Source organism: Streptomyces himastatinicus ATCC 53653 (assembly GCF_000158915.1).
Classification (GTDB): Bacteria; Actinomycetota; Actinomycetes; order Streptomycetales; family Streptomycetaceae; genus Streptomyces; species Streptomyces himastatinicus.
Map to the genome: position 1 here is coordinate 1,683,184 of NZ_GG657754.1, position 15,403 is coordinate 1,698,586.

A 15,403-nucleotide genomic window follows, 5' to 3' on the forward strand; every position below is an offset into this window, starting at 1 on the left:
ACGACCCGCAGCCGCATGGGGTCCGACAGCGCGTGCAGCACGTCCTCCAGCCGGATGTCCTCACGCCGCGGATGCTCCAGCGAACGGCCCGTCCCCTGCGCCTGAGGTGTGGTCTGCGTCTGCACGACTGCCTCTCCTCGTCGCGTCGTTCCGGGACCCACCATCGTACGAAGCTCCTCGTAGTTTGACATCCGCCGTACGACAGCGTCCGGACACACCCGCTCCCACCTGCGGGAAGCCGCTTCCACGGGCCGTTGTCGGTGGTGGGGTGCAGACTCTGTGATGCCGGACACATCCTTCGTCACTCTTCTGTCCCCCTCTCCCCTCCCTACGCCCCCAAGGAGTGAGTCCGTCATGGACGATGTTCTGCTCGCCGTCGGCACCCGCAAGGGTCTCTTCCTCGGCCGCCGCCGCTCCGGCCCGGACTGGGATTTCACCGGGCCGCACTTCCCCATGCAGGCGGTGTACTCCGTCGGCATCGACACCCGACGCTCCGGCACGCCGCGGCTGCTGGCCGGAGCGGACAGCTCCCACTGGGGCCCGTCGGTCTTCCGCTCCGACGACCTCGGGGAGAGCTGGCACGAACCGGCCCGCCCGGCGGTGCGGTTCCCTGAGGGGACCGACACCTCGCTGGAGCGGGTGTGGCAGCTGCATCCGGCCGGGCCCGCCGCGCCCGACGTGGTCTACGCGGGCACCCAGCCGGGCGCGCTGTTCCGCTCCGAGGACGGCGGCGAGACCTTCGAGTTCGTCCGGAGCCTGTGGGACCACCCGCAGCGGCCCGAGTGGGGCGCGGGGTTCGGCGGCCAGGCGGTGCACACGGTGGTCACCGATCCGCGGGACGCCGACGCGGTGACGGTGGCCGTGTCGTCGGGCGGGGTGTACCGGTCGGCGGACGGCGGGGCGAGCTGGGCGCCGTCGAACAGCGGGCTCAGGGCGGAGTTCCTGCCCGATCAGTACCCCGAGTTCGGGCAGTGCGTGCACAAGATCGCGCAGGACGCGACCGATCCCGACCGGCTGTATCTCCAGAACCACGGCGGGGTGTACCGCAGCGACGACCGCGGGGCGCACTGGCAGGAGATCGGCAAGGGGCTGCCCGCCGACTTCGGGTTCGCGATCGCCGCCCATCCGCGGCGCGGCGGAGTCGCCTACCTCTTCCCGGTGTCCGACGGCTCGGACCGCTATCCGCCGGAGTACCGCTGCCGGGTCTTCCGCACCCAGGACGCGGGCGCGTCCTGGGAGGAGCGGTCCGCCGGGCTGCCGGGCGAGCCGCACTACGGGGTGGTGCTGCGGGACGCGCTCCGTACGGATGACGCGGACCCGGTCGGGGTGTACTTCGGCAATCGCAACGGGGAGGTGTACGCGAGCGCGGACGAGGGCGAGAGCTGGCGGCAGATCGCCCGGTACCTTCCCGATGTGCTCTGTGTGCGAGCGGCGGTGATCGGATGAGACCGTGACCGGGTGAGACGGCACGCGGCCACGTGCTGAGCCACTAGAGTGACGCGGTGTGGCTGCACGACCGTTGAACGAAATTGTGGAACCGGGCTGGGCCAAGGCACTTGAGCCGGTGGAAGAGCGCATCGCGGCGATGGGCGACTTCCTGCGGGCCGAGATCGCGGCGGGCCGCACCTATCTGCCCGCCGGACCGAATGTGCTGCGCGCCTTCCAGCAGCCCTTCGACGAGGTGAAGATCCTCATCGTGGGTCAGGATCCGTATCCGACGCCCGGTCATGCGGTGGGCCTGAGCTTCTCGGTGGCACCGGAGGTGCGGCCGCTGCCCGGCAGCCTGGAGAACATCTACCGCGAGCTGCACACCGACCTCGGTCTGCCGCGCCCGTCCAACGGCGATCTCACGCCCTGGACGCAGCAGGGCGTGCTGCTGCTCAACAAGGCACTCACCACGGCCCCGCGCCGCCCCGCGGCACACCGCGGCAAGGGCTGGGAGGAGGTCACCGAGCAGGCCATCCGGGCGCTCGCCGCGCGCGGCCGTCCGCTGGTGTCCATCCTGTGGGGCCGCGACGCGCGCAACGTCCGTCCGCTGCTGGGGCCGCTTCCCTCGGTCGAGTCCGCGCACCCCTCCCCCATGTCGGCCGACCGGGGATTCTTCGGTTCGCGCCCATTCAGCCGGGCCAACGACCTGCTCGTACAGCAGGGAGCGCAACCCGTCGACTGGCGCCTTCCCTGAGCGCTTCTTTCCAGGTGGGCGAGGGGTAGTCTGCCCGCCATGACGACTCATCCGAACACCCCTGCGGGCTGGTACGCCGACCCGCAGGGCACCCCCAACCAGCTGCGCTGGTGGGACGGCGCCCAGTGGACCGAGCACACCCATCCGGGGCAGCAGCCCGCGCACCCCGGACAGCAGCCGGGCCACCCCGGACAGCACCAGGGCCACCCCGGGCAGCAGCCGGGCCAGCTCCCACCGCAGCAGGCCGCCCAGCCGCACGCCAACCCGGGCAAGGTCCAGCACCAGGTGCAGCAGCAGGCGCACGTCGCCCCGGGCGCGGGCGGCGGCGGCACGCTGTTCACCGAGCCGGTGCTGGTGGTGAACCAGAAGGCCAAGCTGATCGAGCTGACCAATGAGTACGGCGTGTTCGACCAGCACGGCCGCGCCATCGGGTCAGTGGTCCAGGTCGGTCAGAGCACGCTCAAGAAGGTCGCGCGGTTCGTGTCGAGCCTCGACCAGTTCATGACGCACAAGCTGGAGATCAGGGACGCGGCCGGGCAGCCGCATCTGGTGCTCACCCGGCCCGCCAAGTTCATCAAGTCCAAGGTGCTGGTGGAGCGCCCGGACGGCCAGCCGGTCGGCGAGATCGTCCAGCAGAACGCCATCGGCAAGATCAACTTCGGGATACAGGTCAACGGCCAGCAGATCGGCGCCATCAAGGCGGAGAACTGGCGCGCCTGGAACTTCGCCATCGTCGACCACACCGACACCGAGATCGCCCGGATCACCAAGACCTGGGAAGGTCTGGCGAAGACCATGTTCACGACGGCGGACAACTATGTCCTCCAGATCCACCGTCAGCTTCCCGACCCGCTGCTGAGCCTCGTGGTGGCCACCGCCCTGACCGTGGACACCGCGCTCAAGCAGGACTCGCGCGGGTTCGGCTGAGCCGGTGGACGATGCGACACATGTGCTCGGGATCGACTCGGGCGGATCGGGCGTACGGGTGGCCGTGGCGTGCGCCGGAGCCCAGCTCGGCGGCGCCGCAGAGACGCCGCTGACCTGGGCATCGGCCACCCCCGTCGGGGTCGGCGACCGGGGCATCGACGCGGCCGGGCTGCTGGAGCGGGTGCTGCCCGCCGCCCATGAACTGCTGCGCCGGGCCGGGGCGCGGCGCCCGGCGGCCGTCTGCGTGGGCGCCGCGGGGATGGCTTCCCTCGGCGACGATCTGCGGGCGACGCTGCCGGGCGCGTTCGCGGAGGAGTTCGGGGTACGCCGCCTCGCGCTCGCCGCGGACGCGGTCACCGGCTATGCCGGGGCGCTCGGCCAGCGGCCCGGCGCCGTGGTCGCCGCGGGCACCGGCCTGATCGCGCTGGGCGCGGTGCCGCTGCCGGTACCGGTGACTCCGGCCGGGGGCGCGGCGGGTGACCGCACGGGCGCCCCGGGCCGCCCCGGCGACGGCACGGCTGGCGACCGTACGCCCGGGGGCCGTACGCCCGGGGAGCCTGCGGCCGGACAGCGCGTGCCCGGCGACCGCGCGCCCGGGTGGCGGCGGGCCGACGGCTGGGGGCATCTGCTGGGCGACTGCGGCGGCGGGGCGTGGATCGGGCGGGCCGGTCTGGAGGCCGCGATGCGCGCGTACGACGGTCGCGAGGGCGGCTCGCAGCCGCTGCTGGCCCGGCTGGAAGCGGTCTTCGGCCCGGCCGCCGAACTCCCGGGCAAGCTCTATCCGCGGCCCGACCGGCCCGCCGTCCTGGCCTCCTTCGCGCCGGAGGCCGGCCGGTGCGCCGCCGCGGGCGATCCGGTCGCGGAGGCGATCCTGCGGGACGCCGCCCGCCATATCGCCCAGGCCGCGGAGGCGGTCTGCCCCCGGCTGGAGTCCGGTGAGGTCGCGCTGACCGGCGGCCTCTTCCGCATGGGCGCACCCCTGCTGACGCCCCTGCGTGCCGAGTTGGCCGCGCGGCTGCCGGGGATCCGGGTCACCGAGGCGGCCGGGGACCCGCTGGACGGCGCCCTGCGCATCGCGGCGGCGCTCGCCGCCGGGGAGCTGCGGCTGCCGCTGGACGCCGGGCTGCTGAGCGTCATCACCGCATGAGGTGACGACCGTCACGACCGATAGCCGGAACGGCGGTTCCGGATGACGAACACCCTATCGGCTGTACGAGCAGCTCTGTTCGCCCACCGCACAGCAACGAACAGCAAGGCTCGGCAAAAGGGGACAGAAAACGCCCAGTCGCACCCCTCCCGAACAGCCAACCCTATAGAGCGACTAACATGCGGCGCCATGAGCTCCCCCACAGGGCCCGCGTCCGGCCTGCCAGTACGAATGCCGCGTCCCCGCCAGTCCGGACGGCACCGCCGCCCGGAGCCCGCGGCCGCACCCGTGGGCGCACCGCCGCTGGTGCTGGCCGTTCCGGGGACCCCTGAAGCCGCCACCCGGGGCCTGGCCGAGGAGATCGTGAGCATCGCCCGCTCCGAGCTGCCCGGCCTCGACGCCCAGGTCGGCTATGTGGACGTCGAAGGCGAGAACGAGGAGTTCCCGCAGCTGGAGTCCGTGCTCGCGCGGGCCGCCCAGGACCGCACCGAGCGGCTGCGCCAGGCGCGGGAGGCCGCCAAGGCCACCGCCGCCGCCACCGCGGAGGCGATCGCCGCGGCCGAGGCCGCGGGCGAGGAGATCCCGGAGATGCCTCCGCCGCCTCCCGTCCCGACCGACGGCCCCTCGGCCGTGGTGGTACCGCTGCTCGCGGGCCCGGACAACGCGCTGCTGCGCCGGATACGCCAGGCCGTCGTGCACAGCGGCTCCGCCGCCGACCTCACCGACGTCCTCGGCCCGCACCCGCTGCTCGCGGAGGGTCTGCACGTCCGGCTGTCGGAGGCGGGCCTCGCCCGCGCCGACCGGGCGCGCCTCTTCACGGTGGCGACCGCCGCGGACGGCATCATCCTGGCCACCGTGGGCGGCGGCGAGGCGGCCGACGCCGGTGGGATCACCGGCATGCTGCTCTCCGCGCGCCTCGCGGTGCCGGTGATGGCCGCCGCGCTGGACGAGGACGGGGCCGTGGTCCGCGTCGCCGAGCAGCTGCGCTCCGCCGGTTCGGCGCGGCTCGCGCTCGCGCCGTACCTCATCGGCCCGGAGGTGTCCTCCGAGCTGATCAAGGCGGCCGCCGAGGAGGCGGGCTGCGCCGCGGCCGAGGCGCTGGGCGCGTACCCGGCCGTGGGCAAGCTGGTGCTGTCGAAGTACGCGGCGGCGCTGGGCATCACGCTTCCGGCGTCCGCGGGACTGCGCTGAATCGTCCCTCCGGCCGAAGGCAGCCGAAGGGCCTGCGCTGCGCGGGGCACGCCGCCCCGCGCAGGCCCGCGCAAGCCTGGGCCGTGCGATATGCCGTCAGCCGAAGATCACGCAGGACGCGGCCGGTGCCTCGAGCGAACCGTCCCGGCTCGGCACCCCCGTGGTGGGGTCGAGGGCGAACCAGGTGACCTCGCCCGAGCGTTCGTTCGCGACGTAGAGGCGGCTGCCCGAGAGGTCGAGCGCCAGGTCACGCGGCCAGTGGCCGCCGCAGGGCGTGGTGGTGACCAGCTCCATGCGGTCGCCCGGGGTGTCGAGGGCGAGCGTCGCGACGCTGTCGTGACCGCGGCCGGCGACCCAGACGAAGCGGCCGTCCGGGGAGACCACCGCCTCGGAGGGGAAGGTCGCGGTTTCCGTCCCCGGCGGGACGACGCGGGTCTCGCGGAGCGGTTCGAGGGTGCCGGACGCCGCGTCCCAACGGCACACCGTGACCGTCGGATCCAGCTCGTTGACCACGTACGCGCGGTCGCCGCGCGGATGGAACGCCAGATGGCGCGGTCCGCTCCCCGCCCGCAGCCGGACCTTCCGGTGCGCCCGCGGCCCTGCGGGCTCGTACACCCACACGGCGTCGGCGCCGAGGTCGACGCTCAGCAGCCAGCCGCCGGACGGATCGGGCAGCACCTGATGGGCGTGCGGCTCGCTCTGCCGCTCGCGGTTCGGGCCGCTGCCCTCGTGCCGCAGCACCGCCGTCGGCTCCCCGAGCCCGCCGTCGTCGCCGACCGGCAGCGCGCTGACGCTGCCGGAGCCGTAGTTGGCGGTGAGCAGATGCCCGGCGGCGAGCGCGAGATGAGTGGGCGCCGCGCCGTGGACGGGCACGGGGGCGCCGAGGAGGGTGAGCGGGCGGGCGGGGTCGGCGCCGGTCCGGAAGGCGGCGGCCGCGCCGTCGTCCGTCTCGCTCACCGCGTAGAGGACGTCCCCGCCGGGTGAGAGCGCGAGGTACGAGGGGTTGGCGACCTCGTCCGTGGCGTACAGCGGGGTCAGCGCGCCCGTGGCGCGGTCGACGTCCGCGACGGTGATCCCGGCTCCGCCCGCCTCGGTGAACGACCCGATGTACGCCCTGTACGCCCGTTGCTCCGTGCTCACCGTGCTGCCTCTCCAGCGGTTCCGCTTGCGGCCGACGCTAACAGCCCGCTCCGGATCAGGACCTTGGAATGCCCGATTCCCTGCTTGACGCGCCGTCAGCGCTCCCCGGTTGGGGGAACCGGTTGGCGAACCCCTCAGGCCCGCAGCGGGTCCGCGAGGCCCGTCAGGGCGGCCTCCAGGTCGTGCAGATGGGCCAGGGCGCGGTCCGTGGCCGGGTGGGGCGAAGGACCGGCGGCGGGTGCGGGGGCGGCGGCGGACGGGGCGACGGGGGCGGTCAGACGGCTCACCGCCGCCTCCACCCGCGCGCACGCCGCGGTCAGGCGGACGTCGTGGGACGCGGCCGGGTCGGCGGCGAGCGCGGCGAGGCCGCGCGCCTGGCGGGCGCAGTCGTCGAGCGCGAGCATGACCTGCCGGGCCCGGGCCCGGCGGGCGCGCAGCGGGCTGAGCGGGTGCAGCAGCGGGGCGATCGACATCCGCAGGCCCCGCAGCGCCGCCTCCAGCTCGGCGACGTGCGGCGCGGGGTCCGCGGCCGGGTCGCCCGCGAGCCGCCGCGCGGCGTCGGCGGCACAGTGCCGTACGGACTCCAGGGCGCGCCGGATCCACGCGTCGGTCGCGGCGTGGGTGGTCACCGGGAGCACGAGCGCCACGGCCAGTCCCGCCCCGGCCGCGCCGATGGCGGTCTGCTCCAGGCGCAGCGCGAGCAGCCCGGGGTGCAGCACGCCGAGCAGGCCGTACAGCAGCCCGGCCATCAGCGTCACGAAGAACACCATCCAGCTGTACGACAGCGGCGCGGTGTAGAAGATCCCGAAGACGCAGGCGGCGACGAGGACGGCGGTGGGCGCCGGGGCGCCGTGCAGCGGTACGGCGACGGCGAGCCCGGCCGCGATGCCGCTGACGGTGCCGACGACCCGGCGGAAGCCGCGTACGAGCGTCTCGCCGCGCGAGGCGGTGTTGACGAAGATCCACCAGGCGGTGCCGACGGCCCAGTACCACCGCTCGCCGGAGAGTGCCTGGCCGACGGCGAGCGCGAACGCGCAGGCGGCGGCCGCCTGAAAGGCCTGCCGGGTGGCGGGCCGGGCCAGGCCCCGCCCACCGGGCGGCGCGGGCACGGCGGCGGGCGGCGCGGGGGTGCGCCGCTCGACGCACCACACCCCGAACCGCACGAACGCGGCCACCGCCACACCCATGGGCACCGCCACCGCCAGTACGGGCAGTTCCCGCGGCCCCGCCTCCAGGAACTGCGCAGCGAAGAACATCATGAACGCGAAGATGCCGAGCGCGTTGCCGCGCGGCCCCCACCGCCGGGCCGCGACACCGCAGAAGACCACCGCGAGGAAGGCGGCGTCGCGCCCGAGCGGAACCCGGTGCAGTACGGCGGCCAGCGCCAGCACCGGGAGGCCGACGGCCGGGAGCAGCGCGGTGGTGACGGCCTGACGCCGGGGCGTCGGGTCCGCCACCGTGAACAGCGCGAGGAGCGCCGCGAGCCCGCCCACGACGGCGGCGGACAGCGGCAGTCCGGCCCACGCCACCGCGGCGGCCGCCGAGCCGACGCCGAGCACGGCCCGCGCCGAGATCCGCAGCCGCCGCAGCCCCGGGTCCGGAGCCGCGAACATCGCCGCGTACGGCCTCACCACCGACTGAAACTCCCGCAGCACCGCTGTGACCTGTCCCTTTCCCGTCCGGGCATGACAAAGGCGCTGCGGGGACCCGGATGCGGCTTCCTTGCCGTCCGGCGCAGCCCAGCGCAACGCCATCTGCCCCCAAGAGAAGCACCCCGCCACCATCGGCTCAAGCGATCACCGTTTCGCTGGTCCATTGGTACAGTCGCCTAGCGAAGAAACCGACCACGAGGGAGCCGATGGCCCATGCCCGCACCGGTGGACGCGGTGGACGCGCTCGACGCGAAGATCCTGCGGCTGCTGCTGGAGCAGCCGCGCACCAGCGTGCGCGAGTACGCCCGGATCCTGGGCATCGCCCGCGGCACCGTGCAGGCGCGGCTGGACCGGCTGGAGCGGGACGGCGTGATCACCGGCTACGGCCCTTCGCTCTCCCCCGCCGCCCTCGGCCATCCGGTGCTGGCCTTCGTGCACATCGAGGTCACCCAGGGTCATCTGGACGACGTGGGCGACGCGCTGGCCACCGTGCCGGAGATCATCGAGGTGTTCTCGACCACCGGCGCGGGTGATCTGCTGACCCGGGTCGTGGCGCGGGACAACGGGCATCTGGAGGACGTCGTGCAGCGGCTGATCCGGCTGCCGGGGGTGGTCCGCACCCGCACCGAGATGGTGCTCAGGGAGCGGGTCCGCCACCGGATGCTGCCGCTGGTCGACGCCGTGGGCCAGACCGCGGGAACCCGCCGTCGGCCTTGATCACGTCGTTCGAGGCCCACGGATGGTCGCGCCCGCTCCGATTCACGCTGATCGGGGTGGTGTGCCTGATGTTTCCGGTGGGGTGCATCGGGGTGCTGAACGCCGTGTCGGGGGAATGTCTGCGGCCCAACGCCAAGGTGTCCGAGGCCGCTGCCCGGGGCCTACCCACCAACGGGGAGCGCGTCCCCGAAGTGGCACTGAGCTTCGACGGGGGCAGCCTCGACGAGGACGTGCCGACGGAGGACCAGCGCCTGGTGGTGAGCGGCACTCCGCAGGAGCCCGTGCTCTTCGAGCAGGACGACCCCGACAGCTGCCCCGACGCGGAGTTCCGGCGCTAGCCGATCATGCCGGGTGCGGTGCGCCGGTCCGTACCCGGCATGCTGGTGCCCATGAACGTCAGCACTTCCGCGCCGCGCCTCCCTTCCGTGATCTTCGACCTCGACGGCACGCTCGTGGACAGCGAGCCCAACTACTACGAGGCGGGCCGGCGCACCCTCGCGCAGTACGGCATCACCGGCTTCAGCTGGGAGGAGCACACCCAGTTCATCGGGATCGGCACCCGCGAGACCCTGGAGACCCTGCGCGCGCGGTACGCGCTCGACGCGCCGGTGGACGAGCTGCTCGCCGTCAAGAACGGCCACTACCTGGAGCTGGTCCGCACCTCCACCACCGTCTTCCCCGAGATGCGGGCGTTCGCCGAGCTGCTGCGCTCCGCCGGGCATCCGATCGCCGTCGCGTCCGGCTCCTCCCGGCCCGCGATCGAGGCGGCGCTGAGCGCCACCGGGCTTGACGCGCTGCTGCCGCTCTACGTCTCCGCCGAGGACATCGGGCGCGGCAAGCCCGAGCCGGACGTCTTCCTGGCTGCCGCGCGGCTGCTGGGCACCGATCCGGCCGACTGTGTGGTGATCGAGGACGCCGGGCCGGGGGTGGAGGCGGCGCGGCGGGCCGGGATGCGCTGCGTCGCCGTCCCGTACGACGAGCACGCCGCCGGGGGTGGATCGGCGTACGACCACGCCGGGCTCATCTTCCGGGGCGGGCAGCGGGAGTTCGACGCGCGGGCGGCCTACGCGTGGGTGACGTCCGGCAGTTGAGACCCGACACATCATCATTTCTCGTCCGGTGAGAGGATGCCAGCGCCCATTCATCATCCGAGGAGAGCGAGGGCGTATGGGAAGACATGGGGGTAACGCGGTCCGCCGCTGGGGAGCGGCGGTCATCGCGTCCACGGCGGCACTCGCGGTCGCCGCACCGGTGGCGAGCGCGCAGGCGGCACCGGCCGCCCCGGCCGCACGGGCCGCCGCCGGACCGTCCGGCATCGCCGCCAAGGGCGCGTATCTGCTCGACAACAGCGCGAACAAGAAGCTGTGGAGCAAGAGCCCGGACACCAAACGCCAGATGGCGAGCATCACCAAGCTCATGACGGCGGTCGTGGTGCTGGACACGCGTGGGGTGAACCTCAACAAGAAGGTCACCGTCAAGAAGGCGTACCTGGACTACATCAGGACCAGCGGCGGCAGCGCCGCGGACCTGAAGCAGGGCGACAAGCTCACGGTCAAGCAGCTGCTGTACGGGATGCTGCTGCCGTCCGGCTGTGACGCCGCGATGGCCCTCGCCGACACCTTCGGCAGCGGGAGCACCACGGCGAAGCGCACCAAGTCGTTCATCTCCAAGATGAACAAGAAGGCGGACGCGCTGGGGATGACCAAGACCCAGTACGACTCCTTCGACGGCATCTCCACGCACGGCGCCAACTACACGACCGCCCGTGACCTGTCGAAGCTGGCGCGGCACGCGCTCGGCAACGCCACCCTCCGTACGGTGGTCAAGTCGGTCGGGACCGAGCAGAAGGCCCCGGCGGCCAACGGCCGGACCCGGACCTACTACTGGAACAGCAGCAACAAGCTGCTGGGCTCGTACAACGGCGCCATCGGCATCAAGACCGGTACCGGCACCGCCGCCGGGAAGTGCATCGTGTTCGCCGCCAAGCGGAACGGCCGGACGGTCGTCGGGGTGCTCCTCGGCGACAGCAAGCGGTACCCGGACGCGAAGAAGATGCTCGACTGGGCGTTCAACACCCGCACCAAGGTGACCTGGCGGCAGCTTCCCGCGGGCACCCCGCAGGACTGATCACCCGCAACGCCCGGTGCCCCGGCCGGAATCCCTTCCGGCCGGGGCACCCGCGTCTCGTACGCAGCTCAGGCGCGCGCGGCGAAGTCCCGCCAGGGCTTGCCCGCGACCGGCTCCGTGTCGACCCACAGGGACGTCACACAGTGCGGGCAGACGTAGGCCACGACGGTGAGCGCGTCGTGGACGCGGACATCCCGGCCCAGGTCGTCCGGGCCGAGCGTGACCCGGCCTGCGAGCCCTTCCCAGCCGCCGGACAGGCTGCCGAGTCCGGCTCCGCAGTGGCGGCACGCGGCGGACGGCCCGTCGGGGCCGGGGAACGTGCTGAGGGCGCTGCCCCAGATCCCGGAGGGCTCCCCCGTGACCGTACGGATCCCCGCCGCCGCTGGCGCCCCGGCGGCCGGGGCGGTCATACGGGCCCTGCGGTCCTCGCGGATCCGCTCCCGGCGGGCCGCCGTCGCGGGCTCGTCCACGCCGCCGTCCGGGGTCAGGGCGACTCCGTAGAGCCGGGCGGCGGACTCCGGGGTCACCGCGTGGCGTTCGACGTCGGCGGCCACCCGGGCGGGGTCGCGCAGCAGCGGGTCGCCGTAGCCGCCGCCGTTCTGGACGGTGCACTCGAAGACGTCGCCGTGGGCGATGCGGGCCGCCGGGGAGACGCCGGGCAGGGTCTCATGGCTGCCGTCCAGCTCGGAGAGCCGGGTGATGGCCTGCCCGGACGCCAGCCGGTCCAGCGGGGCCGCGGAGGTGACGCGTTCGAAGCGGGCGCATGAGCCGGGCAGGCCGCCGAAGAGGCCGGTGCGGTTGGGCAGCGAGACGCCATGGGTGCCCAGGACGCCGGTCACCTCAGGGGTGTCGATCGGGGTGAGGGCGAACTGGACGCCGTTGCCGCCGCGGTAGGTGCCCGCGCCGCCGGAGTCGGCTACCTGACGGCGCCACAGGTACATCAGCGGATGCCGCATCTCCTGCTGTTCGACATCGGTCGCGCCGCCGCCGAGGATGACCATGGCGCCGCCCGCGTCCACGCCGTCGCGGAAGGAGAAGGCGGGCCCGCCCCACATCAGCGAGTCCATGTACATCGAGGCGAACGGCTGCCCGTGCTGGTCGGCGCCGCCGAACTGGCTCAGCTGCCAGGATCCGTCGCTCGGGCCGAAGGCGAAGCTCTCGTAACGCTCGGAGAAGCTCAGCATTTTGGCGATCGCGCCGCCCGCGGAGCAGGTCGCCGTCCAGTTGGCGCCCGCGGCGCCGCCGCTGACGGGCATCGGCTCGACGGCGGTGACGCACAGCCCGTCGGGCGCCTTGACCTCGACCGGGCGCATGATGCCGTGGTTCCAGGGGATCTCCGAGCCGAAGGTGCACAGCATGAGCGTGGCCACGGCGCCGAGCAGTCCGCCGCGGGTGGTCATGCCGTACGCGGGGCTCTGCGGGCTGGAACCGGAGAAGTCGAAGACCAGCCGGTCGCCGGTCTTCTCCATCCGGCAGGGGACCTCCAGCAGTTCGATCCCCTGGTCGCCGTCGTTCCCCGAACCGTCCGGGCGGTCCAGGTACGAGGTGTGCTCGTACACCCCGTCCGGCAGCTCCTCCAGCATGGCCCGCAGATCGGCCTCGCTGTGGTCGAGGGTGCGTTCCATGGTGGTGCGCACCTGGTCGCTGCCGTAGCGGTCGCACAGCTCGTGGAAGCGGCGCTCGGCGACGCGCAGTCCGGCGAGGAAGGCGCGGAAGTCGTTGGCGACCGTATGGGCCATGCGGGAGTTGGCGACGATGGTGTCCCACAGCTCCTGGTTGACGGTGCCCTTGCGGACGATCCGGCCCGGCGGGATCCGGATGCCCTCCTGATACACGTCGGTGGCGGTCGTACACCAGCTGCCCGGGTCCATACCGCCGAGGTCGACCTGGTGGGCCATGCAGCCGAGCCAGGCGACCAGTTCGCCGTCCCGGAAGACCGGGCTGCAGAACTGCACGTCGTTCTGGTGCATCGCGGCGATGTAGGGGTCGTTGATGATGAAGACGTCACCGGGCTCGATGTCGTCGTACCGGCGCTGGAACTCCTCGATCGCCATCGCGCCCGTGTAGACCGGGGTCAGCAGATAGGTGCCGATGACGGCCATCTCGCCGGAGGCCGTATAGATGCCGAAGTTGTAGTCGGTGGCGTGGACGACCGGGGATCCGGAGACGTGCTCGACGGTGGTGGAGCCCTCGGCGTTGATGGACCAGAGCTTGTGCCGGATCACCTCGTGGGTGACGGGGTCGGCCGTCCCGTTCGCGGCCGCGGTCGCGCGTGCGGCGGTGTTCATCGTTGCTCCTTGATCGGGGGCGGCGCTGCTCACGGGCGGTTGTGGATGACGATGCCGCCGAGCCGGTCGACCACGGCCTCCTGACCGGAGCCGATGACGACGGTGGTGTCCGGCAGTTCGACGATGGCCAGGCCCTCGATGCGCAGCCCGTCGTGCAGATGCTCGCCGACGTAGACGGTGGCGTCGGTCCACTCGCCGTCGCTGAACACCCGCCTGCTGCCCGGCTCGGCCACGGACCCGACGCCCTGGGGCAGGCGTCCGGTCTCGAGTTCGGCACGGGGGACGGGGCTCGCGGCGACGACCCGGAAGGTGGTGATCTCCACCCCGCCGTCGGGGAACGCCGAGCCCTTGCCGAACCGGCCCTCGTAAGCGTCGATGAACCGCGCGACCATGGCGTTCACGCCCTCGGCGGTGATCGGGCCGTCGTCGAAGGAGACGGTCAGCACATGGATCTGGGCCCGGAACCGGATCTCGACGGACCGGGTGAAGGTCACCGTCTCCCGGTCCGCACCGGCCTCGACGAGCCCGCGCGCGGCCTTGTCCTGAAGCTCGGTGAAGGCCGCCTCGATCTCGTCCGGCGGCAGGGCGGCCCCGTAGTCGGTGGTGCCGGGCGGCGCCTGGAGGGGCTTGGACAGCTCCTCGACCATGGTCAGGTCCGAGCTGCCGATGCCGAACGCCGAGTGGACGGAGGCGGTGAGCGGGACGACGATCCGCGGGCAGCCCAGCTCGGCGCCGTAGGAGAAGGCGTGCAGCGGGCCCGCGCCGCCGTACGCGAACACCGCGAAGTCGGCCGGGTCGTAGCCCTGTTCCACCGTCACCTGGCGCACCAGGTCGGCCATCCGGGCGTCCACGATGGTCTTGATGCCCTCCGCGGCCTGTTCGACGGTCAGACCGGTGGGCCGGGCGATGTGCTCCTCGATGGCGGCGCGGGCGCGCTCGACGTCGAGGGTGAGCCGCCCGCCGAGGAAGTTGTCCGGGTTGAGGTAGCCCAGCACCAGGTCCGCGTCGGCGACCGTGGGACGCTCGCCGCCGCGCCCGTAACAGGCCGGTCCGGGACGGGCTCCGGCGCTCTCGGGCCCGACGGTCAGCACCCCGCCCCGTACGGAGGCGATGGAACCGGCCCCGGCGCCGATCGCCCGTACCGCGACGGACGGCAGGGCGAGCCGGTCGCGGCCGATGAGGGTGGTGTTGGACATGACGGGACGCTCGTCCAGCACCAGCCCGACGTCGAAGCTGGTGCCGCCCATATCGGTGGTGACGATGTTGCGGTGCTGGTCGCGGCTGCCCAGGTACTGGGAGGCCACCACCCCGCCGACCGGCCCGGACATCACGGCCGCGGCCGCGCGCTTCTCCGCCTCCGCGAAGGTCGCGAGCCCGCCGCCCGACTGCATGAGCAGCGGCCCGGTCCGCAGGCCCGCCTCGGCCAGGGTGGATTCGAAGCTGTCCAGCGACGCCCCCAGCAGCGGGCGCAGGCCCGCGTTGACCGCGGTGGTCAGGGTGCGCTCGTACTCCCCGATCCGCGGCAGGAACTCACTCGACAGGGTGACGCTCGCCCCGGGCACCTCCTCGGCCACGATCTCGCCGACCCTGCGCTCATGCGCGTCGTTGGCGAAGGACCAGAGCAGCGAGACGGCGAACACCTCGGCCCCGGCGTCCCGCAGCCGCGCCACGGCGCGCCGTACGTCGTCCTCGTCCAGCGGACAGACGACCCGGCCCGCGTAGTCGACGCGCTCGGTGACCTCCTCGGTCAGTGAACGGGGCACGGCCGGGGGCTGCTTCACCAGCGTGCGGAACCGCTTGATCTCCTCTTCCTCGAGTCCGGTGCCCTTGAACCCGCGCATGGTCGTCAGGGTGTCGCCGAAGCCGCGGGTCTGGATCAGGCCGACCTTCTTGGTGCGGCCTTCGAGCATGGCGTTGGTGGCGATGGTGGTGCCGTGGGCGAACATCTCGACGTCCGCGAGCAGTTCGGCCAGGTCGACGCCGCGCTCCCCGGCGGCGTCGACCAGAGTGTTGAGCACCCCCTCGGCGGGGT

13 protein-coding genes and 1 pseudogene are annotated in these 15,403 nt (G+C 73.2%); 9 read left to right on the forward strand and 5 right to left on the reverse strand.

All coding sequences use genetic code 11. The annotated features are described in order from the left end of the window. Positions 1–125: pseudogene (locus SSOG_RS55715) on the reverse strand (transcriptional regulator); the annotation flags it as partial. A 229-nt stretch (positions 126–354) separates the two neighbouring features. Here SSOG_RS55715 and SSOG_RS06530 point away from each other — a divergent pair. The 5 genes from SSOG_RS06530 (at position 355) to SSOG_RS06550 (ending at position 5,447) form a co-directional block, all read left to right on the forward strand. Beyond that, the gene (locus SSOG_RS06530; protein WP_009713422.1) at positions 355–1,446 is read left to right on the forward strand and encodes a WD40/YVTN/BNR-like repeat-containing protein; all 1,092 of its coding nucleotides are present in this window, start codon (positions 355–357) and stop codon (positions 1,444–1,446) included. Between the two features lie 58 nt (positions 1,447–1,504). Beyond that, complete coding sequence (locus tag SSOG_RS06535) at positions 1,505–2,182, forward strand: uracil-DNA glycosylase (RefSeq protein ID WP_009713423.1); 678 nt, start codon at positions 1,505–1,507, stop codon at positions 2,180–2,182. 39 nt (positions 2,183–2,221) lie between these two features. Then, a complete protein-coding gene (locus SSOG_RS06540; RefSeq protein WP_009713424.1) occupies positions 2,222–3,109 on the forward strand; it encodes an LURP-one-related family protein in 888 nt (295 codons plus the stop codon). A 22-nt stretch (positions 3,110–3,131) separates the two neighbouring features. Continuing rightward, positions 3,132–4,256, forward strand: coding sequence for an N-acetylglucosamine kinase (locus tag SSOG_RS06545; protein ID WP_009713425.1), 1,125 nt, complete (start codon positions 3,132–3,134; stop codon positions 4,254–4,256). A 189-nt stretch (positions 4,257–4,445) separates the two neighbouring features. Further along, positions 4,446–5,447 carry a hypothetical protein gene (locus tag SSOG_RS06550; protein ID WP_078510255.1) on the forward strand — a complete coding sequence of 334 codons (1,002 nt, stop codon included), beginning with the start codon at positions 4,446–4,448 and terminating at the stop codon, positions 5,445–5,447. Between the two features lie 96 nt (positions 5,448–5,543). Here SSOG_RS06550 and SSOG_RS06555 read toward each other — a convergent pair whose 3' ends face one another. Both SSOG_RS06555 and SSOG_RS06560 read right to left on the reverse strand, forming a co-directional pair. After that, on the reverse strand, positions 5,544–6,587 hold the full coding sequence (locus tag SSOG_RS06555) for a lactonase family protein (RefSeq protein WP_009713427.1): 1,044 nt from the start codon (positions 6,585–6,587) through the stop codon (positions 5,544–5,546). Between the two features lie 134 nt (positions 6,588–6,721). After that, positions 6,722–8,200 (reverse strand): FUSC family protein, encoded by a 1,479-nt coding sequence (locus tag SSOG_RS06560; protein WP_039940728.1) that lies wholly within the window; start codon positions 8,198–8,200, stop codon positions 6,722–6,724. Between the two features lie 252 nt (positions 8,201–8,452). Between SSOG_RS06560 and SSOG_RS06565 the strand changes: the two genes are divergently transcribed. The 4 genes from SSOG_RS06565 (at position 8,453) to SSOG_RS06580 (ending at position 11,083) form a co-directional block, all read left to right on the forward strand. Then, complete coding sequence (locus SSOG_RS06565) at positions 8,453–8,956, forward strand: Lrp/AsnC family transcriptional regulator (protein WP_039936728.1); 504 nt, start codon at positions 8,453–8,455, stop codon at positions 8,954–8,956. Between the two features lie 56 nt (positions 8,957–9,012). Continuing rightward, a complete protein-coding gene (locus SSOG_RS06570) occupies positions 9,013–9,294 on the forward strand; it encodes a hypothetical protein (protein ID WP_167542467.1) in 282 nt (93 codons plus the stop codon). A gap of 51 nt (positions 9,295–9,345) precedes the next feature. Further along, on the forward strand, positions 9,346–10,047 hold the full coding sequence (locus tag SSOG_RS06575) for an HAD family hydrolase (RefSeq protein ID WP_009713431.1): 702 nt from the start codon (positions 9,346–9,348) through the stop codon (positions 10,045–10,047). 76 nt (positions 10,048–10,123) lie between these two features. Beyond that, positions 10,124–11,083 carry a D-alanyl-D-alanine carboxypeptidase family protein gene (locus tag SSOG_RS06580; RefSeq protein WP_009713432.1) on the forward strand — a complete coding sequence of 320 codons (960 nt, stop codon included), beginning with the start codon at positions 10,124–10,126 and terminating at the stop codon, positions 11,081–11,083. A gap of 68 nt (positions 11,084–11,151) precedes the next feature. Here SSOG_RS06580 and SSOG_RS06585 read toward each other — a convergent pair whose 3' ends face one another. Further along, complete coding sequence (locus SSOG_RS06585) at positions 11,152–13,371, reverse strand: hydantoinase B/oxoprolinase family protein (protein ID WP_050799789.1); 2,220 nt, start codon at positions 13,369–13,371, stop codon at positions 11,152–11,154. Between the two features lie 29 nt (positions 13,372–13,400). Continuing rightward, positions 13,401–15,403, reverse strand: a 2,003-nt coding sequence (locus SSOG_RS06590; RefSeq protein ID WP_039936729.1) for a hydantoinase/oxoprolinase family protein, incomplete at its 5' end; no start/stop codon positions are given.